Raw genomic sequence first — 18,981 nt, forward strand, 5'->3', positions numbered from 1 at the left:
GGCGACGGTTGATTAACCAACGAATTCCGAGGAGCCAGAGTGAGTGTTGGTTAAGTGGTGTTGTTGTTGCGCCCGGGAGAGGGGCGCAGGGCGCGCGACGATTCAGTCGCACGACGACGAGGATTCCTGAAGTGAGGTGACCGAAATGAAAGATCCAGAGTCCAGAACCATCTTCGCTGGCGTCGATGGACGTACCGACACCGAACTACCAGAGTGGTACCGAGAGCGACACGGGGATGCAGACCCTGTGACCTTCGCCGAGGCGGTTCGTGATCTTCCGCAGGCCGTCGAGACGACCGTGGCGTACCAGAATCCGTACACCGACGAGTGGGTCGAGACGGAGCGGTTCAACGCGCTCGTCGAGCCGAGTCGGGCTCGGGAGCAGGCCCTAGATGAGGACGCGGAGACGGACCCGTTGTTCCACGTTCCCACTGACAGCTACTCGATCATCAACCCGGTCGACGTCTACGGGCCGCTGGAGGAGGTCCTCCGCGAGGAGACCATCGACGGGACCCCGCTGGGCGAGGTGATGTTCGGCGAGATTCGGCGCTACCGGGGCGGCGGCGAAGTCCATATGGACATCATGTTCGACGGCCTCGAGGTGCGCCTTCCCGGTCGGTCGGACCCGATTACGATGGGCGTCACGTCGGGCTACGACTTCTTCGGCGAGCACGCTGTCTACGTGGAGGGGTTCGCTCAGGATGGCTACTGCTCGAACACGATGCGCTCGCTCACCGACAAGGAGGTTATCAAGCACGTCGGCGACGTGCGAAACTTCCGCACCTGGTGGGAGGAACTCCTCGCACAGGTCGAACTTGTCGCTGATGATCTCTTCGAGTTCATCCGGGACGCTCAGGATATCGACCTCAATTTCTCTGAGCTTCCGTTCACCGTCACAGAGTTCTACACTCTGCTGGGCTTCCCGGACTACCTGGCCGAGCGTGCCGCCGGCGATGTAGAAGCCAATGCGGCGTCCCCCTTCGAGATCGATATGTGGACGCTGCATTCCGGCGCGACGTACGCCCTCACCCACTTCTTCCAAGGGAAAGAGGGGGCATCCCTCGATCAGTACGTCCGCATTGCCAACGACATCCTGTTCAACCCGGAAGGCACGATCGAGCGCGTTGAGCAGGCGTACGAGCAGCAGCTAGAGGCGGACGGTGACGACGGGTCGCAAGCCTCGCTGGCCGGCGAACGAGCGCTGGCGAGCATCGAGCGCGTCAGCGACGACCTGCAGGAGAAAGTCGAGCAGTTCGAAGAACGTGAGGACGCGTTGCGTGAGCGGTTCCAAGAGGCGATGGCCTGACGCCGCGTCGGTGATGTAGTCGTCTGTTCTGTTTTTCTCGCCCTGGATGGGTGGAGGGCTACCGAGATGGAACAGTCCACGATTAGCGACGGGAGTGACGACGAATTCCCACCTGAGAAGCGTCTTGAAGCACCGAATTACCGATTGATCAAGGCCGGTATCGCGACGATCCCGGATATGGAAACCCTCCAAGAGTGTGTTGCCTACGAGAACGCCCACCAGAATCGGACGCAGATCCTGCGCCGGCTCAAGTGGAAGGCTGAAGAGCTACGTGAGGACGAAGAGTAAGCTCTGTTCTTAACCAACACACTCCGCGTTATTTCCCTATTGTTGGTTAACAGGCTGTGCCTCCGTTTTTCGGGCCCCTGAGAGGGTGCGGGGCAGCCAGCAGCGGCGGAAGACACGAACGAGAACGCGACGGAGTAAGTATGATGACCGACTCTGAGCCCTCTATGACGTTCGTGAGCGCACCGAGAACCCTGCGATCCACCGGTCGATGATGTCGTCGAACTCATCCTCGAGCGGGCGGAGAACTCACGAGAGGACCACCAAGACGCCCACTTGGACGACGCGATGGCGACTGTCGTCGACAAATATGGCTCGGAGACCGTCCGCACCGTTATCCAGCGCGTGCTCGTCGACGCCTATCCGTTTCGAACTGCGACGGCGGATCTCGACGTCGAGGACCTCTTCCCGGAGTCGTTCGGTGACGAACTTCGAGATGCAGGTCTTGCCGGCGCCGCTGGGTCCAGTAACGATGGCGGTGTCGGCGGGTTCCCCGTTCGTGATTGTTTCGAGGACACTGGAGAGGTGATTGACTTCGGCGTTGCGATGTTCGACTTCTCAAGGGACGAATCCGGCGCGGAGGACGCGAGCATCACGGATCATCGTACTGGCGACTTCTGGCTCAGCATACAAAACTGTACTCGGGTCGTTTCCGGAAACACTGATTACGGCTACATCCTACGACTTTCCGGAACCTGTGGTGAGTTCCTACGCCTCATGGTCGATGTAGTCCGCTTCCCATTCAGTTCGCGCTACAATTTCACGGCCCCCTCGGCGAGTCAATTCGTACGCGTTCGTTCGGCGGTCTTTCTGGCTTTTCTCGACTAAGCCCTTCTCCACGAGGGTATCGAGATTCGGATACAGCCGCCCGTGGTGGATCTCTTGTTCGTAGTAGTCCTCGAGCTCTTCTTTAACTGCGAGGCCGTGGGGCTCATCTAGGCCGGCTACCACATACAGCAGATCTCGCTGAAAACCTGTTAAGTCGTACATGGAATTTGTTATCTATCGAATCGATATAATAATACTGGAAACGTATCTTAACTGTGGCCCAATGGGCCCGCTACAGCTTCTTTTTCAGAACAATTGAGTCATCGTCGTTACACTATTTGTGTCGTATGGACCGATGGTGCCAACAGCTGCTGCGCCCGCCATATTACCGATTCTCACTAACCTGGGAAGATCGGCGACGCCGTCGTATCGTTCCGCAAGGTGCCCCCAACAAACGCATCACCGGTGCCTGCAGTGGTAGCGACTGTCGCCGCTGGTGACGTGGCAGTCACACGTTCTAGAATTTTGCGGTCTTCCACTAGTATCGCTGTCGTCTACCCGGCGCTTTCTGGGTGCCGATGCGAGTTCATCGAGGACGTTCCACGTTGACTGGTTGGTGTCGGTGGGATCCACTCATTCATCGGAACTGCGGTGTCCGCGGTGGTGGGCCGATCCCGGCTATGAGTAAGATCGAGATGGGTCTCAGTCCACCGTGGGTACCAGCGCGTGAGTGCGCGCTGAAGCCGCGGGATCGCAACGAGATGCACGTTAAACCTGTTCGCGAGGATGGCGATCGCCACGAGTGCCCGGACGTCGGTTCGGCGGTCGGTCAGTTCTGCCCACGCCGGCCCATCCGGCACCAGGGTGATCGCTCGTGGCGTGGGATCGAGTTCGCGATGGAGCGCGACCGGGCCCTTCGGGAGCGCACCAAACCAACCTTGATCGCGCTGCGGCCGGTGCCGACTGACTCGCCCGTCTCGATCAACGATTCCTGACGCTGCTGGTGATACGTCGAGTCGGTTGATCGGTCGGTATCAGCCATCGCAAGCTCAATGATTTCATTGCGAGCCGAGGGTTCGTCATCTCGGAAACGGTGTCTATACGATCACAGATGATGGTGAGGCGTACCTTGAAGGTCGACTCGGCACTGAAAACTGGCACTACATTGACGACGACGCTAGCGGGGTCAACGCATCCGATTCTGGCGATGTTCACGGGGAGTCCAACGGAGGCGCGAGCTGAATGCGGTCCTTCGTGCCGTGGATGACCCAGCTTGACAAGCGGATCCTCGAACAGCTCGCTAGGGGAGGCGACGCCGACGCTTGGGAGATCGGCTTCGACCTCACCAGCACCGTGAGCCCGGCCGAGTTACCGAGCGCTGTAAGGTGTTGATCGACGCCAGGCTCGTTGAGCGAGGGGGACCGTAATCTCGGATTCGGTCGGTACGAGACCTACTGGTCGATCACGACATGGGGGCGGTAGTATCTGGCTGAAGAAGTCGATCCGGGGTTGGATGCGCCGCTTCCGAGTCCATGGCCGCCACATGCGACGAGGCCCGACTGGTGGGCAGGATCTAAACACCACACTGAATACGGGGTTTGGGAAAATTTCAGCATCTATCTCGGAGAATGAATAGATATATGTGTCTGACCAAATGATAATTGCTAAGGTAGACTGATGTATGGAATCGGCGTTGACAACACTTTGGTGTCGTTCGGAGATATTACACTAGATACTCTGCGAACAGCCGTCGATTCCTGTATTAACGAGGATAGCCGAGGAAAGGTTCGGTTCAAATCTGTCGTTTCATACGACGACCCACTAGATACCCTTGAGCGATTGAACGGTCAGTTACAGGATACTGATCTAATTATTGAGTCGTATCAAGATCACTACCATGTTAAGCTAGAGAGGGTTATCCGACGAGCCGATATAGAAGGTGGACAACGAACTGTCACCGGAGAACTTGGACTCTTCCAAAGCGGAGAAACAGATATCTGGGTAGCGGTAACCGGGAATGGACCAGATTTCTATAAACGAGGACTCATTTGGCTAATCAAGCGTTCTGAGCCGGAAATTTACAACTTCTTTGTTAACTCGAAAGGACTGCGAAATACACTTGAGCAGTTAGAAGACTCAATTTCGTCAGACTTTCAGATATACGCACAGAAGGCAATCGCTTACTCCCACACCGAGGAAGGAAATATTTCGTACGAGACTCGCCCATTTCGGGAGAGTTTTGACTTAGCTGATGACGATGATCGGTACGTTGACAAAATCAAATTTGATGTAAGGAGTGATGATCGGCTTCTTTTATCCGGTTTTATGAGCCGTGATGGTCAACTCAAACTTCTCGGAGGAAGTGTAAATTCATTTTTCGATACGGTGATCCCACTATACACTGAGGAAGGACAAAATATTGCTAATGTCGTCAAAGACAAGCAACGATCCGATCAGACCGGTGAGGTTCAACCTATTGAGCTGGAATTTGACGATCCCGTTTTCCAAAGTGTTGACGATAATCAGAGGCTAATCCAAGCACTAGAGGATCTTACCAATTCTAGTGTGACTGTCTATCATAATAATCCGTACGCGCACGTATCAGTCCTTGATTTTATTGATGGATCCTCTTGTGATGTCTTCATCACAGAACCGAGCCGTATTTCGCTCGTTCCCAGTTACAACGGCTCTCCTAACTCTTTGATGAGAATTTCGGACAAATTATCTCGCGAGCTAAATGAGGGCTCAATATCATCAACTGGACAAGCCGGTTACGAATTTTCTGACTTTTTCGCATAATGGAAGGGAACTGCCAGCGAAAACACCGACGTGTATTCCAAGTCTATGATCAGGCAGTAGACATTGTTTCTTGCTGGCAATCATTTGCAAAACACAGCTATTCAGAGTATTTTGAGGACTACTATTTTGATCGTTTTCCAAGTATATCACAGCCTGAAGGAGACGATCTCACCCCAGATTTTAGTATATACTTTAGTAGTTCGTACGGAATCATCGGTGAAATAAAACGGACGTTCCCTGATGACGATCGGGCATTCAAAAATACACTACGACAACTAGCAAAGTATGATAACGACCTACCACTTCAAACAACCTCAGGGAGTGAACGAGTGCCAGGATGTTGTGATATTCTTCTACTTCTTTCTGGAAGTGATGCGCCACAGATAGGAACACGGATACAAGAACTCCGCAATGAAGGAGAAATCACGTTTGAGAACAACTTGGTTGTTCTTCGATATCAGTATAACACCACCGCTGATTTGTCTCGGTATGAGTTTCAGCGTGTTCCAGTAGCACCCGATGAATTTCGAGATAGTGTCACCAGTGTGAGCGAGGAGGAGACTCTTGAACATACTATGGGCGAAGAAGGTCAGTATCAAACGATGAAGAGCTACCCTCATCACTTCACTCCAACTAAGGTGAAAAAACCAATATGTAATGATGAGCCACCTGCGGTATATTTGGCTACGATTCTGTGGCACAAGATCTTCCCCAACTACCTATCTGATAGTGAATTTCGTGAATGGCGAGAAGGAACAGCACAAAAGACAGTTCCAATACAAACGTCAGTCTCGGAGGTAACGCGAGAGTTCGATCAGTACCTCATGAATGGTACTGTCAGAGAAAACTGGATCCGTGAGTCGCTAGAATTCCTTGATGTTGCTAACCTCGCGCGTGATACGGACTCAGGTTATGAAATCAAATTTCGAGGAATTGTTCGGTCGGTCGGAAGTGACAACCATCAAGAAAGCGCCCAAGATCTTGATCAAATAAAAGAACTTGCGACGATATTTATTGATAGGTACTGTGAATATTCTGATGAGCGTCAAGTCAGGGAGGGTCAAGCATCTATTGATGAGTTCGCTAACTAGACCCCCAATAGTGGTTCAAAATCTATCTCTCAAAATCAGAGATGCTCGCTAATTAATCACCTCCTCGACGATCTCGATCTCCTCTTCGGTCAGTCCGTACAGTTCGTAGACGATCTCGTCGATAAGCTGGTCCGTCTGCTCAATCTTCGCGTTGAACTCCTCGACACGCTCGTTCGTCTCCAGGTAGTTCTCCAGATCGTCGGCCACGTCGTCGACAACCGGCAATTCAATCGTCTTCAGCCGATCAACGAGCAAGTTCCTCTTCGTTGCCGTCTCAAATATTCAAAATTGAATTCACGGCATACACCTACAGCCAGGCCGTTCAGTTGTCGTCGGTGTCCTCAGCGTCGTCGTTGTCTCGCTGGCGACCTTTCGAGACCCGCTCGCCGCCACTGAGGAGGCTCTCACGCGCCTCCTCACGGTCAGATTGTTCCTCACTTTCTGTGCTCATACGTCCAGTTTATACAGTCATGTGTATAACTGTTGGGTCAACGCCACTCTAGAAGATCGTCGATCGCTCGACGGACTTGCGTGACCAGTCCGGACACCCAGACGACTCCGCCGAGCAGTACGATCGATGAAAGCCTGAGCCAGATCGGAACGGATCCCGAGATACCGTGATAGAGTCCCAGCACGAACGAGACAATCGCCGAGACGATCAGAACGATCGTCAACTGAATCATCGGGATATTCCGGAGGTTCGTACTTCGGTTGAAATTGATTCGCATGATGTAGTTCTGCACGAGCAACTCTTCGGTCTCTTCCTGTGTGAATCCGGCCTTGAGCAGTCCCGTGAGATTCTCGGAACTCACACCGACATCGAGTTCCGACGCGGTGTACGTCATCGCCGCAAAGGCTGTCGAAAGGACCAACGAACCGAGTCCGATCTCCGTATAAACGTTTACGAACGGCTCGATGTTTTCAACCCCCGTCTCGGAGCCGGGACCGACCTGTATCGCGATGGACAGCACAGAGATGAGAATTCCAATCAGCGCGACGTTTAGCCGGAGTATCTTACTCGCCTTCGTATCGATGTCGTTGAGCGTTTCACGCTGTGCATCGACAGTTTCGCGAGCCTCCGAGCGCAACTCGGAGAGCTGCCTTGGGTCGCCGTCGAAGTCCACATCTTTGAGTTCCTCGCGTAACTCATCCGGATCGCGGCTCGCCATCGTCAGTTAACCGCCTCTTCAACGATCTCGACCGCCTCCGCCGCCGTGACCTCCGAGGCCGGCTTCCACACCTGGCCGCCGTCCGCCGAGACCGCCGCGACGCCCTCCGCGTCCGCGATCCGGAACTCGTGTTCGAGCAGCCCCTCGTAGATCGACCCGAGGTGCCGCGTGTCCAGGTCCGCGTAGTCGGCCGGCACGTGCTCGCCCTCCTCGTTCTCGGTGGTCGACAGCCAGTAGACCACCTCCGCGATGTACGGGTCCTTCACTTCGTACTCGGTGAGGAACGCGTGGTCCTCGCGGCTAAACAGCCCCCCGTTGTACGGCGGGATGTCAAGGTCCTCCTCGCCCTCATCGATCAGCTCGAACAGCTCCGAGAGTCGCCCCCAGATGGAGGTCGAGAATCGGCTGTACTCCTCGGTGAACGCCTCGCCGGACTCGACGTCCATGCCCTCGACGTCGTCGAGAATCTCTTCGCGCTTCGCTTCGAGGCTGAAGTACTCGTGGTACTCCTCGCTCGCGTCCGGGTCGTCGGGGTCGATCAGCCCGCGTGATTCGGCGTAGAGGACGAACATCAAGCGATAGAGGAGGACCAGCGACTGCTCTTTCAGCTCGTCGCGGTCCACGTCGCCGTCTTCGCCGACGTCGAGGTCGTTCGACTCGACGAACCCCTTCCCGAGGACTCGCAGCGCCCGGAAGACGTTGTCTTGGAGGTCCTCACCGAGTTCCTGTGCGGCCGTCTCTGACTCGGTCCAGACGTCGTCGAGGAACGAGCTGCTCGCGTGCTCGACGAACGCCTCCGGCCGGAAGAACGCGAAGAAGTACTTGAACGCCTCCAGGTCCCCGCTCTCTAAGATCTCCGGCAGGTCGACCTCGTAGTAGGTCTGCGTCTCGTAGTCCTTCGTCCCGTAGAGCCGCCACTTCTTCCCGTCGGTGAGCACGCCCCACTTCAGGTCGCTCGGCGTCCGTTCGAGGTAGTACTTGATCTGGTGTGAGGCGTCGCGGTAGGAGCGCTGCTCTGCGAAGCGCTGCTCAAAGTCGGCGTCCCACTGCTTGGCTTCGAGGATCGCCGACGCCTGCGAGAACAGTCCCTCGTGGTCGCCGTCAAGGGCTCGCTTCGCCCCTTCCCGACGGACGTCGTCGTTCTCGAAGAGCAGCCGGTCGACGTAGCCGCCGCCGTCCGGAAGCGTCACCTCGGAGCTCGTTCCGTGCCCGAGAATGTCGACGACTTCGGCGATCCACGTGTCGATCAGTTCGTCTTCGTTGTAGGAGGGGAGGAGGGTGCCTTCCTTCTCCCAGAGATCGTGTATCTGCTTGAAGGCCTCCTCGGCCTCCTCGTCGCAGTCCCACGCGTCGAGATCGGCGACGCGCTCGTCGAGATAGTAGCCAGAGAAGAGGTTGGAGTTCCGATAGGGACCACTTCCAAGCGTCGCTTGGCTCATGTGATACTATTTCCACATTTCACGGGCTACAAATAGATGACGGAGAGGCCACGGAGATGCGGCGAAAATGCAGCCTGGTCATTCGCTCTAATTGGTCATTGATCCGACAAACCCATAATTAACTACGATGGCCTACTTTTCACCGGTTTTATTTATGTTATCTGAAAATCACATTTGTGAATGTCCCCATATCGCGACGCAGGTTCCTCCGAATGGCCGGCGTAGCCGGAGCAGCCAGCCTCAGTGGGTGCTCACATACCGGTGAAAAGGGAATTGGAACTGAGAGGTCGGCCCCGACCGGTGTCCCGATGTTCCGGTATAATCCAGCCCGGACGGGGGGATCACTGGACACAACCGGCCCGACCAACTCGGTCACCGAACAGTGGGTCGTCCAGACTCCGGGGGGGATCGGGTATTCGCTTGCAGTCTTCGATGACACCGTTTACGCCGGGAGCAACGACGGGGTGGTTTCCACTTTCGCTACAAGCGATGGTACTGAACGGTGGTCAGTCAAGGTCGACGGGCAGATCGGCTGGCCACCGGCGATCGTTGACGACACCGTCTACGTCAGCTGTGGCGGCGGAACGATCTGTGCACTGGCTGCCAGCGACGGGGCCGAACACTGGCGCTTCGAGACCGGCAAACAGGTGGCTCCGGCTCCGGCAGTAGTCGACGGCACTGTCTACATCGGGGGTGTCGGGGACGGTGAGGGGCAGCTCTACGCGCTGGACGCCACCGACGGCACCGAGCGGTGGTCTTTCGAGATGGGGTTCAACGCGTACGCGTCGCCAGCGATCGTCGACAGCACCGTGTACATCGGTGGGAAAAGCGCCTATGCGCTCGACGCCGCTGACGGTACTGAACAGTGGACCCACGAGCTCAACTATGCGGACAGCGCGACGCCGACGGTGGCCGACGGCACCGTCTACCTCAAACACGGCAAAAGAGCCTGGGCACTGAACGCTGCCGATGGGACCGAGCAGTGGTCGTTCGAACCGAAAGACCCCATAGACAGGATCGGGACGGGACCGCTAGCGGTACTGAACGAGACCGTCTATATCGGGGGTGACGATACCGTTTACGCGCTCGCTGCGGATGAGGGTGCCGAGCAGTGGTCTTTCGAGGTGGCTGATAGCGTCGGATCCTCGCCCGCAGTGACCACTGATGCGGTCTACCTCGGTGGGAACGACGGTACGGTGTACGCACTCGCTACGAGCGACGGCACCGAACAGCGGCGCTTCGAGGCGAGTAGTTGGGTGTCGTCCGTGGTGGTCGTCGACGGGACCGTCTACGCTGGCACTGCTGACGGAGCTATCCACGCACTCACCGCTGAGTGACGGTCCGTTCGAGCGGGAACTCATATACTGCTCCGCTGAACTTCTGTACCTCGCATCCAGTTTCTGTTACGATGTGAATTGACTGGTCTGCTTTTTTGAATCCGATGATGGCGTGGGGATCACTGTTTAAGCGCTTGTTCGAGGTTGTAGACTGTGGCGGTCATCACAAGTTCGCGGAACTCGCGGTACCATGCACGAGGGTGGACAGCGGGGCCGAATCGACCCTTGATGGCCGAAAAAGTGGTCTCGGCCATCCAGCGCTGGCCGTATCGCTCGCTGTCCAATCGTGCGTTGTGTGCGTGATCGTACGCAGCGAACAGCCGATGGCGCAGCAAGGGCCGGACGCCCATCGTCGTCCAAAACAGCGACGTGCGACTCATCTTTATGAAGGTCGATTCCCAGGTAGTACATGGTTCCTGTGGAGCGGTTTGTGCGTGAAGGGAGCCACACCTATTCGGCCTCCCATGAGAGTGCGTCCTTGGCAGGTAGGCCAATCAGAGCCACGCGTTCTGAGACGCTGTTGAATCATCGGCCTTTGACCACCCCAGCACCTCTTCACGCACGCTGGGGACTTAGCCGGCTTTCATCCCATCAGAGCAGACCACGCCAATTGGCACCAGTATCGATTCGTATGCTCTCCGGAGCGTTGTGGACGCTGAAGCCCGTCGATTCGCGTTGATTCGCGGTCACGATCTAGTATTTATATGTGTCCGCGGCCGGTAGAACCGGATAGCATGGGCCGGATCGTGGTGTTTTGCGTCTGCATTGTGGTCCTTATCGGACCGCTCACCGCCCTCACTGTAATCGACTCATCACGCTCTACTGGTGACTTCGCCTTTGAGCCCGTTGAAAATCAAATTTCTACCGATGCTGGTGTTTCCTCGGAGACTGGTAATGCGGAGAATAATTCATCTGAAACAGCCACCAAACCTGGTGCCCAGTTTGTCGGAGTAATCGGCACGCACCGTGAGCAGCACGAGGATGAGGTTTCTGCACAGCGGGTTGATGTTCGGATTTCTAGAGCAGACTCTCCCGAAGAGAAAGCCGAGATCGTCGCTGCCATTCACCAACAGAACCAACAACGGCTCGACAGACTTGCCGAAAGCAAACAGGAGCTGAGACGGTCCCACCAAAACGGTACGATCACCGACAGCGAATTTCGGGCCCGTAGTGCTGTCCTCGACGTCGAACTTCGATCCGTCGAACGGACGGCGACCCAACTTGAGCGTGTTGCAGATGATCTCTCGTTCTTGCTTCTCATTGAGGTAGGCGTCGAGTTAGAGGCGATCCACGATGTCCAGACCAGAGCGCAGGAACTCCAAGGAACGAAACTCTTTGTCATCGCTCCCAGTTTCACCCGTGTCTCGAACGACTCCGCTACAGAGTCTCCTACGTCTGACGATACCGGAAGTGACAATGAAACTAGTATAGATAAAAATGTAAGTACAAACGTAAGCACAGCCATTACAGACGCCGAAGCTGAGGTGCAAACGGCTCGCGAGCAGGTCGAGCAAGCGAACCAAACAATTGAAGCAACCCTCGTTACAGAGACAGCCACCGATTTACTCGATCAAGCTCAACATAACCTAAGTGTAGCCGAACAAAAATTGGTCGATGCGCAGGAGGCTGAAAACGAACAAAAAACGATCGAGCTCGCGAATGAAGCCATAAACTCCGCCCGTACAGCTACCGAACAGGCGGAGGCGGCAATTGAAGAGGCTACGAAGGCGTGAAATCTTTGGTCTGCTGCTTGGCTGGTGGATGTGTATTTTTATTGAATTATGCCGAGAGTCTCCTGATGCATTCCTCCAATCGTCGGTAGAGCGTACATCCTGACCCAATTGATCGAGTACTGTCGCAGATAAGAAGCAGATGAAACTATCTCTTCAATCGCTGTCACCGTAGAACGGAAGGGCTTTTTTTAGGGGCAGAGAAGGAATCTCGAACCACTCATGTTGCGAGGTCTACTAAGACGGGGATTCCCACTCGCCGTCTCACTTCTTTTATTCATTGTGATTCTTACTAGTGGTCTGGCCGGTGCTGATCCTGCTTCTCCGAGCAAAGTAGCCGACAACACGTCGCCACAATCCGTGTATGGCGTTCAGATCGATCCGGATAACGTCTTGCTGCAGGTTGACCTTCGTCCCGATGGATCTGGCGAATGGCGGGTTGAATACCGCATTCGCCTCGACGATGAGAACAGTACCGAGGCTTTCGAGCGCCACCGTGAGCAGATCGAATCGGACCCAGACACCTATCGCGAGCGGTTTGCGACAGATATGCGGGCGACGATCAATAACGCAGAGAATGCGACAGGGCGTGAGATGTCACTCGAAAACGTCACGATCGACGTCACGCGCGAGCGACTGCCCCAAGATTACGGTATTATAGTCTATACGTTCGAGTGGAACGGGTTTGCTTCGACAACCGGTTCGACGATCGAGGCGGGTGATGCACTGGAGGGCATCTTTCTTGATAGTGAGACGACACTGATCGTCACGTGGCCTGCGGAGTACCACCGTGAGACCGTCTCGCCGCCTCCACATGATGTCCGTGATCGAGGTATCGTCTGGTCTGGATCGATGCATTTTGCTGTGGATGAACCGCGTATCGTCGTTTCTCAGGGGGAGACTGCGACGACGCCGGTGACCGGTGGTGAGCAAGGCGATACGACAGGTGCTGGATCAACCAACGGTTCAGATGGGGACGGACCGCTTACTGGAGATGGTCGACAGCTCTTGCTCCCAGTATTGATCGGAGTAATCGTTGTTCTTCTCAGTGGCTTGGGCGGTGCCGTCTATCTCGGATTCATCGACCTGCCGTTTGGGGCAGGGCCTACTGCTTCGGCCGGGATCGACTCGATCTCTGACTTGATGAGTAATGAGGAACAGGTTCAGAACCTCCTTGAGGAACACGGTGGTCGTCTGAAACAACAGGAGGTTGCTGCCCAACTCGACTGGACCGACGCCAAGACGAGCAAAGTCATCAGGCAGATGCGTGATGATGGATCTATCGAGACGTTCCGGATCGGACGCGAAAATGTGGTCACACTACCGGATACCGAATTGGATGAGTAATTGTATATAAATCTATCGCCTGTTTTGGTCGGGGACAATCCAATTATTCGTAAAAATCGGCAGACCGAATCGGGGTTCTATTCGCGTTAATCGTGCGAAATTCACGTTGTTTCAGGGTCTGGATCGACCATTTATATACCACACAGGGACGTCAGAACCGACTGCAATGTTCGCCAACAAACTCGCAGCGTCCGTGCTGTCGGTGCTGCTGGTGGCGTCCGTCCTCGGGCCCGCCGCGACAGTAGCATCGGCCGGGACGGCCACGTCTAGCCAGCAACAGGCATACGCAGGCACACACGTATCGTTCGATACAACGAGTAATGCTGTCGTCGACTACGCGGTCGACGGCGAGACGGTGATGGAGTCGATGAAGGTACAATCGAAAAGCGAGGCACAGAGCCGCGGTGACGTGTCCGTAGGGGTCGGCCTAAACGCGGTCACGGACATCAGTGGGGCCGGGGTCTCGGTCGATTCGGAAAGCGAGACCAGTGCCGAGATGTCTGCAGAGAGCGGTGCTGAACTCCACGCGCACGACAACGATCGTGGCGTACTGGTCGTTCGCGCTGGAGACAACAGTCAGTACGTGACTGCCAACCTGTCTAACTCCGCGCAGGCCGAAAGCGAGGGCAACAATAGGGTTGTGGTGACCCGCGACGACGGCACGCAGGGTGTCTTCATCGTCGTAGGTGACGGTGAGGTCAGGGTGAACGACCAAGGGAACGTTTCCGCGGAACTCGAGGAAGACAGCCAACTCGTCTTCCGCACCTACACCGAAGGGCGTGACGACGAGGACGCCCAACAGGAGCAGCTGATCGCTGACGGCAAGGCGGCGGCCGAAGTGTACGTGATGCAGGACGGCGGTGCAATCGTCGCGGATACCGTCAACTACAGCCAGGAGACGACGGTCAACGTTACCGAAAAGAGCGAAGGGCGGGTCGCGATGACCGCCAAGCGCGCGGAACACGAGGGCAAGGTCGTCATCACGACCGTCTCGGACGAAGTCGTTCAATCGTCGGATGACCTCCAGGTGAGTGTCGACGGTGAGGCCGCCGCTCGGGCGTCCTCCTATAGCGACCTCCAGAGTGCGATCGGGAGTGACACGTCGAAGTTCCTCGTCCGCCAGCAGTCCAGTGCGCAGGGGAGTGCTGACGTGCTCGTCGCCGTCAATCACTTCTCCACCCGGGAGATCGAGTTTACTTCGACGAGTGGCGCGCAAGCAGAGGGCTACGCGGGCACCCACACGTCGTTCGAGGCGTCGGACAACGCTGTCCTCGACTACGCAGTCGACGGCGAGACGATGATGGAATCGGTGAAGGTGCAATCGCAGAGCCAGGCCCAAAGCCAGAGTGGGATTGACGTCGGGACGGAGCTGTCTGCCGTCACGGACTTCACGGGGGCAGCCCTGTCTGTGGACGCCAAGACCGAAACGAGCGCGACAGTGACAACCGACAGCGGTGCGCAGTTACAAGCACACGACAACCCGCGTGGGATTCTCGTCGTCCAATCCGGTGACGAAGCTCAGTACGTGTCAGTCAACGTTTCTGCAAGCTCACAGACAGAGATCGAGAGTGACCAGCGCGTCGTCGTCACGTCCGAGGACGGCACCAAGGGGACGTTCATCGTCGTCGGTGACGGGGAAGTCACGGTCAACGACCAGGGCAACGTGACGGCCGATCTCAGTGAGAACAGCCAGCTGGTCTTCCGGTCGTACGCAGACGACCGTGATGACGAGGACCAGCAGCAGGAACAGCTGATCGCTGACGGGACGGCCGCCGCCGAAGTGTATGTGATGCAGAAGACCGAGGGGAGTAGCGAAACCGTTGCCGATGTCGTCCAGTACGGCGAGGATACGACTGTCGAAGTGACCCAGCAGAGTGAGGGTACCGTGAAGATGACCGCCGAGCGCTCTGAGCAGCAGGGCAAGATCATCATCACGTCGATCCCGGATGCAGTCATCAGTTCGACTGACGATATACAGGTCACCGTCGACGGTGAGGCTGCCGCTCAAGCGTCCTCCTACAGTGACCTCGAAAGTGCCGCCAACAACGGTGAAACGTCAAAGTTCCTCGTCCGCCAGCAGTCGAGTGGTGACGCCAATGCGGACGTTCTCGTCGCTTTGAATCACTTCTCCACACGGGAAGTCACGATGGAGGAGAGTAGCTCGGACGACAGTGGAAGTGACGGTGACACGACGAGTAGCGATGGAAGCGGCGGTGATGGGGAGAATGAAGATCAGACCAGTGCCCAAGCGCCAGGGTTCGGCATCGGTGTTGCACTCGTCGCACTGATCGGTGTTGCGTTATACGCCCACCGGCGACACTAACGTCCGTTTTCTCTTTTTTGGCGAGTATACCCTGACCTCACGCATGTGAGCATGTCACTCCTGGCGAACGCTGGGAATCCCGCCGTCGTCTGTTTCTATGGTCTCGTTGTCGGACGGCGTCGTCTCCGTAGTAGTGGGTGTAGCCGTGTCTGACCTGGCTGTAGTCGTCGTAGAGCTGCCGTTTTCCGTCGAATCTTAGCTCCCGCCTGACTGGAAGATTTCTGTCTCGATCTCCTTCGTGTAGGTCAATTCGTCGAGCGGGACGCGAATCGTATTCCCCGTGGGGAGTTCGATTCGGGCGTAGAAATCAATCCGCAATTGCGTCACTTGGTCGTTCCGGAGGTGGGAGACCCACCACTCGTCGAGTTTCTCGTTCTGAATGATGGTTGTCGCCCCGACCGTTTCTTGTGACTGTCCGGAGATGATGTGTGGCTCGTCGGTCGTTCCCTCCCCGACACTGATGTTGTTCATCGTGATATCGTAGCCGATCTCGGTGACCGTGTAGGGTGTCGTCTTGGGGTTATACATCGTGAACTGCATATTGATCGGTGTTTCAGCCTCTGTCGTCTCGCCCCACGAGGCACTCGTCTGATTGATGTAGAGGACCGGATCGGAAACGACCGGCTGATTTGCGTTTACGGGCCGTGTCTCCGTCGAGTTGAACTGACTGATGATATCCGTATTGATTTCCTGACTGTGGGGAACGGTAGTGGACTGGCCGATTAGTGACGAATGCACACGAGTATCAATCTCCAGCTGTGTCTGCTCGTTGTTGCGGATATGACTCACCCACCACCCGGGAATCTTCTTGTTTTGCATCTGCGTGGTGAACTCAAGCGACGTGTTTCCCTGCGTAATAGCCAGTCCCTCTTTCGATCCGCTTGCCATCGCGATATCGTTCATCGCGACCGTGTAGTTGACTGACGTTCCGCCGAGTTGAACCCCTATCGGATTTGGATTATTGACGATCAGATCTGTCTCTATCGTCGTCGTTTCGTCAGTGACGGCACCAAATTGATTCTCGACACCGACCACACTGGGGGTTCCGAGAACGCCGACAGCGAAGCCACCACCAATCGACACAGCGAGTAGTCCGACGACAGAAATGATGGCTTTTAATTTGGTACCGAGTAACAACGCACGAAAATCAACCATGCTCTATCCCACTTAAGTGAGTGGTATAATCTTTCTGCTTCTCCGAACACGAGAAATCAATCGTTCCGCCACATATCTTTCCTTTATTAATATGTCCCATCTATGTTCCTTCTAAAAATCGCAGATTTTTCCATCTCGATATCGTTGAACTAGGAGAAGACGGAGCGATCATAATCCGACCAGTTCCTCAAGTTCACTGAGCAGAGCTTCACGATCACCAGCATGTACAGTGACAACGGGAACTGGTGAGACGCGCACAACCTTTTCGGCGACGCTCCCAAGCAGATACCGCTCGAATCCGGTTTTTCGGCGTGTTCCCATCACGATCATGTCGATGTCGTTCTCGACGGTGTAGGCGATGATCGCGACTGCCGGATCGCCCCATCTGATTTCACGGTTGACGTTGAGCCCCCGATCCAGAGCCCGTTCAGCAACCGTCTTCGTTGCGCTTTCTCCATCTCCTTCGAGCGCTTCTCGAACTCGTTCACGAGTATCGTCAGGTATCGACGCATAGGCCGTTTCGTCGACCACGTACAGCACGTGGACCGTGGCCTCACAGAGCTCAGCGAGCGTCAACGCGTGTTCAGCTACGCGTTTCATCCCGCCACTCCCATCCGTTGGAATGAGAATATCGTCGTACACATGCCCAGTTCGTACGCGGAGGGCTAAAAATATCGGCCCGGAAGTCAGAATAGTGTTTAGATGATCTGATTCTATGCGAAAGCGGACGATCTCAACCACTCGCTATCAGTTTCTGCTTCGGCGTTGCTAAAACAGTTTGAAAAACAGACAGTTCTACGATATACCTCACAGAGGAACAAGGAGGAAGCCCACGGCTTCAGTCGTGGGCCGATGACTCCAAGTCGTACCCCCATTCTCGAAGCGTCGCAGCGATTTCATCTGTGTGTTGAAGTCCGACAAGTAGTGCAGCTTCACGGAGATCGGCCTTTTTGACTGACTCACCGAGCTCCGACTCTAGTGTCCGTGTCGTCTCACGCTGGGTGTTGACCGTTGATTGCTGAAGATGAAGCTGGACAGTCTGCTCACGGCCGTCAGTAATACTGCTTCGCGTAAGTACCCAAGGGAGCTTTTGCCGAGACGATTGAGGCTCGCTTTCCGTTGTAGTATGTATCGCCGTATCTGGTGTATCACTGGCTGTTGGTTCCGTTGTGTTGTTGGTGCCAGCCTCTGAGTTAGCGTCAGCCTCGTTGGTTGTCTCTGTGCTCCCCCAGTCGTCGTCAGCAGCTCCGCTTTTAAATCCCCCCATCACGCAGTCACCTCCTGTTCGTCCTCATCAAGGGCTCCTGGCTCAGGTGGATTCGGCGCCTCAATTCCCCCTTCGCCTTCGATGAATCGGGCAATACGGTCAAACTGCGCAAGCGTCTCTACCTCATAATCACGTCGACGATCACGGTGAGTCTGAACGTACTTGAATGCGGAACACTGCTGACGCCAACAACCCTCCATCAACGATGTCCGGTCTCCGATGATTTCGGGGACTTTATACGGGATTGTTTCGAGCATCTCTTCCTGATCGCGTGTCCCCTTGAATCCGATCGGCACCGCACCTAACACACCGACATCGATGTTGAGCTGATCCGCAAAGTTCGTCGCCAGCTCTTCGAGTCCTTCGACGGCAGCTTGCCCCTTTGCCGATGGCTCAATCGGAAGCAGTAGATTCCGCGTTGCGTAAATCGCGTTATAGAGATGTGACCCTTCGGTTGCCGGTGGATCGCAGATGAGAATATCGTATTTGTTTGGGACGCTCGCTTCACCGAGAACCCGTCGCAGCTGTGCGTGGAGGTTGTATGCGTCACCAAAGTCTTCGGCCTTTTTTTGTTCTCTATCCAGGTGTTGGGTGAGATCAGACAGCGAGTTGTGTTCTGGAATGATGTCGATTCCTTCGGCTGTTTCGATGAGCTCCTCAAACGGACCGCGTGGGCTCCCAACCATGTGACGGACTAAGCTATCCGCACTGGCGTCTGCTCGATCGGTGTCAACCCCAAGAAGGCGGCTTAAGTCGCCATCCTGTGGGTCGAGAGGGACCACAAGTACATCGAGCCCCGCTCGTTGGTGAGCAACTGCCGCATTCGCTGCGAGTGAAGTTTTACCGACTCCTCCCGCTTCACTGTATACCGTATACGCGAGCATATAGCCATGATTTGGCCCTTAGCTAATGAATGTATGTCAGACACTTATCCATCTGTCCAAGATGTCTAACTTAGAAAACTA

General features: G+C 55.6%; 18 protein-coding genes and 5 pseudogenes. 11 read left to right on the forward strand and 12 right to left on the reverse strand.

Features of this window, described 5'->3' with window-relative positions; all coding sequences use genetic code 11:
* Nucleotides 1–145 precede the first annotated feature (145 nt).
* The 3 genes and pseudogenes from B4V04_RS19480 to B4V04_RS19490 all read left to right on the forward strand — a co-directional run.
* A complete protein-coding gene (locus B4V04_RS19480; protein WP_498233310.1) occupies nucleotides 146–1,306 on the forward strand; it encodes a hypothetical protein in 1,161 nt (386 codons plus the stop codon).
* A gap of 66 nt (nucleotides 1,307–1,372) precedes the next feature.
* Nucleotides 1,373–1,594 (forward strand): DUF8129 domain-containing protein, encoded by a 222-nt coding sequence (locus B4V04_RS19485; protein WP_058984724.1) that lies wholly within the window; start codon nucleotides 1,373–1,375, stop codon nucleotides 1,592–1,594.
* A gap of 225 nt (nucleotides 1,595–1,819) precedes the next feature.
* Nucleotides 1,820–1,930 (forward strand): annotated as a pseudogene (locus B4V04_RS19490) (DUF8158 family protein); the annotation flags it as partial.
* Between the two features lie 48 nt (nucleotides 1,931–1,978).
* On the opposite strand, the pseudogene B4V04_RS19495 reads toward B4V04_RS19490, so the two are convergent.
* Both B4V04_RS19495 and B4V04_RS19500 read right to left on the reverse strand, forming a co-directional pair.
* Nucleotides 1,979–2,194, reverse strand: a pseudogene (locus tag B4V04_RS19495) (AAA family ATPase); the annotation flags it as partial.
* A 105-nt stretch (nucleotides 2,195–2,299) separates the two neighbouring features.
* Nucleotides 2,300–2,581: a helix-turn-helix transcriptional regulator gene (locus B4V04_RS19500; RefSeq protein WP_498233311.1), complete on the reverse strand. Its 282-nt coding sequence runs from the start codon at nucleotides 2,579–2,581 to the stop codon at nucleotides 2,300–2,302.
* 458 nt (nucleotides 2,582–3,039) lie between these two features.
* On the opposite strand from B4V04_RS19500, the gene B4V04_RS19505 reads away from it, so the two are divergent.
* From B4V04_RS19505 to B4V04_RS19520, 4 genes are all read left to right on the forward strand, one after another.
* Nucleotides 3,040–3,354, forward strand: a complete 315-nt coding sequence (locus B4V04_RS19505; RefSeq protein WP_498233312.1) for a hypothetical protein — start codon at nucleotides 3,040–3,042, stop codon at nucleotides 3,352–3,354.
* 247 nt (nucleotides 3,355–3,601) lie between these two features.
* Complete coding sequence (locus B4V04_RS19510) at nucleotides 3,602–3,751, forward strand: hypothetical protein (protein ID WP_498233313.1); 150 nt, start codon at nucleotides 3,602–3,604, stop codon at nucleotides 3,749–3,751.
* A 285-nt stretch (nucleotides 3,752–4,036) separates the two neighbouring features.
* Nucleotides 4,037–5,158: a hypothetical protein gene (locus B4V04_RS19515; protein ID WP_498233314.1), complete on the forward strand. Its 1,122-nt coding sequence runs from the start codon at nucleotides 4,037–4,039 to the stop codon at nucleotides 5,156–5,158.
* Complete coding sequence (locus tag B4V04_RS19520) at nucleotides 5,158–6,249, forward strand: hypothetical protein (protein ID WP_498233316.1); 1,092 nt, start codon at nucleotides 5,158–5,160, stop codon at nucleotides 6,247–6,249. The genes B4V04_RS19515 and B4V04_RS19520 overlap by 1 nt, the downstream gene beginning before the upstream one ends.
* Before the next feature lie 48 nt (nucleotides 6,250–6,297).
* On the opposite strand, the pseudogene B4V04_RS19525 reads toward B4V04_RS19520, so the two are convergent.
* From B4V04_RS19525 to B4V04_RS19540, 4 genes and pseudogenes are all read right to left on the reverse strand, one after another.
* Nucleotides 6,298–6,525 (reverse strand): annotated as a pseudogene (locus B4V04_RS19525) (restriction endonuclease); the annotation flags it as partial.
* 46 nt (nucleotides 6,526–6,571) lie between these two features.
* A complete protein-coding gene (locus B4V04_RS19530) occupies nucleotides 6,572–6,700 on the reverse strand; it encodes a hypothetical protein (protein ID WP_254921599.1) in 129 nt (42 codons plus the stop codon).
* Nucleotides 6,701–6,737: 37 nt separating this feature from the next.
* The gene (locus B4V04_RS19535) at nucleotides 6,738–7,418 is read right to left on the reverse strand and encodes a hypothetical protein (RefSeq protein ID WP_498233318.1); all 681 of its coding nucleotides are present in this window, start codon (nucleotides 7,416–7,418) and stop codon (nucleotides 6,738–6,740) included.
* Nucleotides 7,419–7,432: 14 nt separating this feature from the next.
* A pseudogene (locus B4V04_RS19540) lies at nucleotides 7,433–8,857 on the reverse strand (Eco57I restriction-modification methylase domain-containing protein); the annotation flags it as partial.
* 212 nt (nucleotides 8,858–9,069) lie between these two features.
* Here B4V04_RS19540 and B4V04_RS19545 point away from each other — a divergent pair.
* Nucleotides 9,070–10,194 carry an outer membrane protein assembly factor BamB family protein gene (locus tag B4V04_RS19545; protein ID WP_498233319.1) on the forward strand — a complete coding sequence of 375 codons (1,125 nt, stop codon included), beginning with the start codon at nucleotides 9,070–9,072 and terminating at the stop codon, nucleotides 10,192–10,194.
* Between the two features lie 119 nt (nucleotides 10,195–10,313).
* Here the strand turns inward: B4V04_RS19545 and B4V04_RS19550 are convergent, their stop codons facing one another.
* Complete coding sequence (locus tag B4V04_RS19550) at nucleotides 10,314–10,574, reverse strand: transposase (RefSeq protein WP_498233321.1); 261 nt, start codon at nucleotides 10,572–10,574, stop codon at nucleotides 10,314–10,316.
* 354 nt (nucleotides 10,575–10,928) lie between these two features.
* On the opposite strand from B4V04_RS19550, the gene B4V04_RS19555 reads away from it, so the two are divergent.
* From B4V04_RS19555 to B4V04_RS19565, 3 genes are all read left to right on the forward strand, one after another.
* Complete coding sequence (locus B4V04_RS19555; protein ID WP_498233323.1) at nucleotides 10,929–11,927, forward strand: DUF7096 domain-containing protein; 999 nt, start codon at nucleotides 10,929–10,931, stop codon at nucleotides 11,925–11,927.
* Nucleotides 11,928–12,284: 357 nt separating this feature from the next.
* A complete protein-coding gene (locus tag B4V04_RS19560; protein ID WP_498233324.1) occupies nucleotides 12,285–13,271 on the forward strand; it encodes a helix-turn-helix transcriptional regulator in 987 nt (328 codons plus the stop codon).
* 166 nt (nucleotides 13,272–13,437) lie between these two features.
* Nucleotides 13,438–15,594 (forward strand): PGF-CTERM sorting domain-containing protein, encoded by a 2,157-nt coding sequence (locus B4V04_RS19565; RefSeq protein WP_498233325.1) that lies wholly within the window; start codon nucleotides 13,438–13,440, stop codon nucleotides 15,592–15,594.
* Nucleotides 15,595–15,789: 195 nt separating this feature from the next.
* Here B4V04_RS19565 and B4V04_RS19570 read toward each other — a convergent pair whose 3' ends face one another.
* The 5 genes and pseudogenes from B4V04_RS19570 to B4V04_RS19590 all read right to left on the reverse strand — a co-directional run bounded on the left by B4V04_RS19570 (nucleotide 15,790) and on the right by B4V04_RS19590 (nucleotide 18,900).
* The gene (locus B4V04_RS19570; RefSeq protein WP_498233326.1) at nucleotides 15,790–16,749 is read right to left on the reverse strand and encodes an LEA/WHy family protein; all 960 of its coding nucleotides are present in this window, start codon (nucleotides 16,747–16,749) and stop codon (nucleotides 15,790–15,792) included.
* Between the two features lie 168 nt (nucleotides 16,750–16,917).
* Nucleotides 16,918–17,391 carry a universal stress protein gene (locus B4V04_RS19575; RefSeq protein ID WP_498233327.1) on the reverse strand — a complete coding sequence of 158 codons (474 nt, stop codon included), beginning with the start codon at nucleotides 17,389–17,391 and terminating at the stop codon, nucleotides 16,918–16,920.
* Nucleotides 17,392–17,462: 71 nt separating this feature from the next.
* Nucleotides 17,463–17,558: pseudogene (locus tag B4V04_RS19580) on the reverse strand (IS6 family transposase); the annotation flags it as partial.
* 29 nt (nucleotides 17,559–17,587) lie between these two features.
* Entirely contained in the window at nucleotides 17,588–18,016 is a 429-nt protein-coding gene (locus B4V04_RS19585) for a DUF7970 domain-containing protein (protein WP_498233328.1), read from the reverse strand.
* Nucleotides 18,016–18,900 (reverse strand): ParA family protein, encoded by an 885-nt coding sequence (locus B4V04_RS19590; RefSeq protein ID WP_498233329.1) that lies wholly within the window; start codon nucleotides 18,898–18,900, stop codon nucleotides 18,016–18,018. The genes B4V04_RS19585 and B4V04_RS19590 overlap by 1 nt, the downstream gene beginning before the upstream one ends.
* Nucleotides 18,901–18,981: the final 81 nt, after the last annotated feature.

The organism is Halorubrum sp. B52, from assembly GCF_059752555.1.

What these genes read in the sequence shown, in the direction of transcription:
- B4V04_RS19480 (WP_498233310.1), top strand. Translation starts at nt 146, where the DNA reads ATGAAAGATCCAGAGTCCAGAACCATCTTCGCTGGCGTCGATGGACGT.
- B4V04_RS19485 (WP_058984724.1), top strand. Translation starts at nt 1,373, where the DNA reads ATGGAACAGTCCACGATTAGCGACGGGAGTGACGACGAATTCCCACCT.
- B4V04_RS19500 (WP_498233311.1), bottom strand. Translation starts at nt 2,581, where the DNA reads ATGTACGACTTAACAGGTTTTCAGCGAGATCTGCTGTATGTGGTAGCC.
- B4V04_RS19505 (WP_498233312.1), top strand. Translation starts at nt 3,040, where the DNA reads ATGAGTAAGATCGAGATGGGTCTCAGTCCACCGTGGGTACCAGCGCGT.
- B4V04_RS19510 (WP_498233313.1), top strand. Translation starts at nt 3,602, where the DNA reads ATGCGGTCCTTCGTGCCGTGGATGACCCAGCTTGACAAGCGGATCCTC.
- B4V04_RS19515 (WP_498233314.1), top strand. Translation starts at nt 4,037, where the DNA reads ATGTATGGAATCGGCGTTGACAACACTTTGGTGTCGTTCGGAGATATT.
- B4V04_RS19520 (WP_498233316.1), top strand. Translation starts at nt 5,158, where the DNA reads ATGGAAGGGAACTGCCAGCGAAAACACCGACGTGTATTCCAAGTCTAT.
- B4V04_RS19530 (WP_254921599.1), bottom strand. Translation starts at nt 6,700, where the DNA reads ATGAGCACAGAAAGTGAGGAACAATCTGACCGTGAGGAGGCGCGTGAG.
- B4V04_RS19535 (WP_498233318.1), bottom strand. Translation starts at nt 7,418, where the DNA reads ATGGCGAGCCGCGATCCGGATGAGTTACGCGAGGAACTCAAAGATGTG.
- B4V04_RS19545 (WP_498233319.1), top strand. Translation starts at nt 9,070, where the DNA reads ATGGCCGGCGTAGCCGGAGCAGCCAGCCTCAGTGGGTGCTCACATACC.
- B4V04_RS19550 (WP_498233321.1), bottom strand. Translation starts at nt 10,574, where the DNA reads ATGAGTCGCACGTCGCTGTTTTGGACGACGATGGGCGTCCGGCCCTTG.
- B4V04_RS19555 (WP_498233323.1), top strand. Translation starts at nt 10,929, where the DNA reads ATGGGCCGGATCGTGGTGTTTTGCGTCTGCATTGTGGTCCTTATCGGA.
- B4V04_RS19565 (WP_498233325.1), top strand. Translation starts at nt 13,438, where the DNA reads ATGTTCGCCAACAAACTCGCAGCGTCCGTGCTGTCGGTGCTGCTGGTG.
- B4V04_RS19570 (WP_498233326.1), bottom strand. Translation starts at nt 16,749, where the DNA reads ATGGTTGATTTTCGTGCGTTGTTACTCGGTACCAAATTAAAAGCCATC.
- B4V04_RS19585 (WP_498233328.1), bottom strand. Translation starts at nt 18,016, where the DNA reads ATGGGGGGATTTAAAAGCGGAGCTGCTGACGACGACTGGGGGAGCACA.
- B4V04_RS19590 (WP_498233329.1), bottom strand. Translation starts at nt 18,900, where the DNA reads ATGCTCGCGTATACGGTATACAGTGAAGCGGGAGGAGTCGGTAAAACT.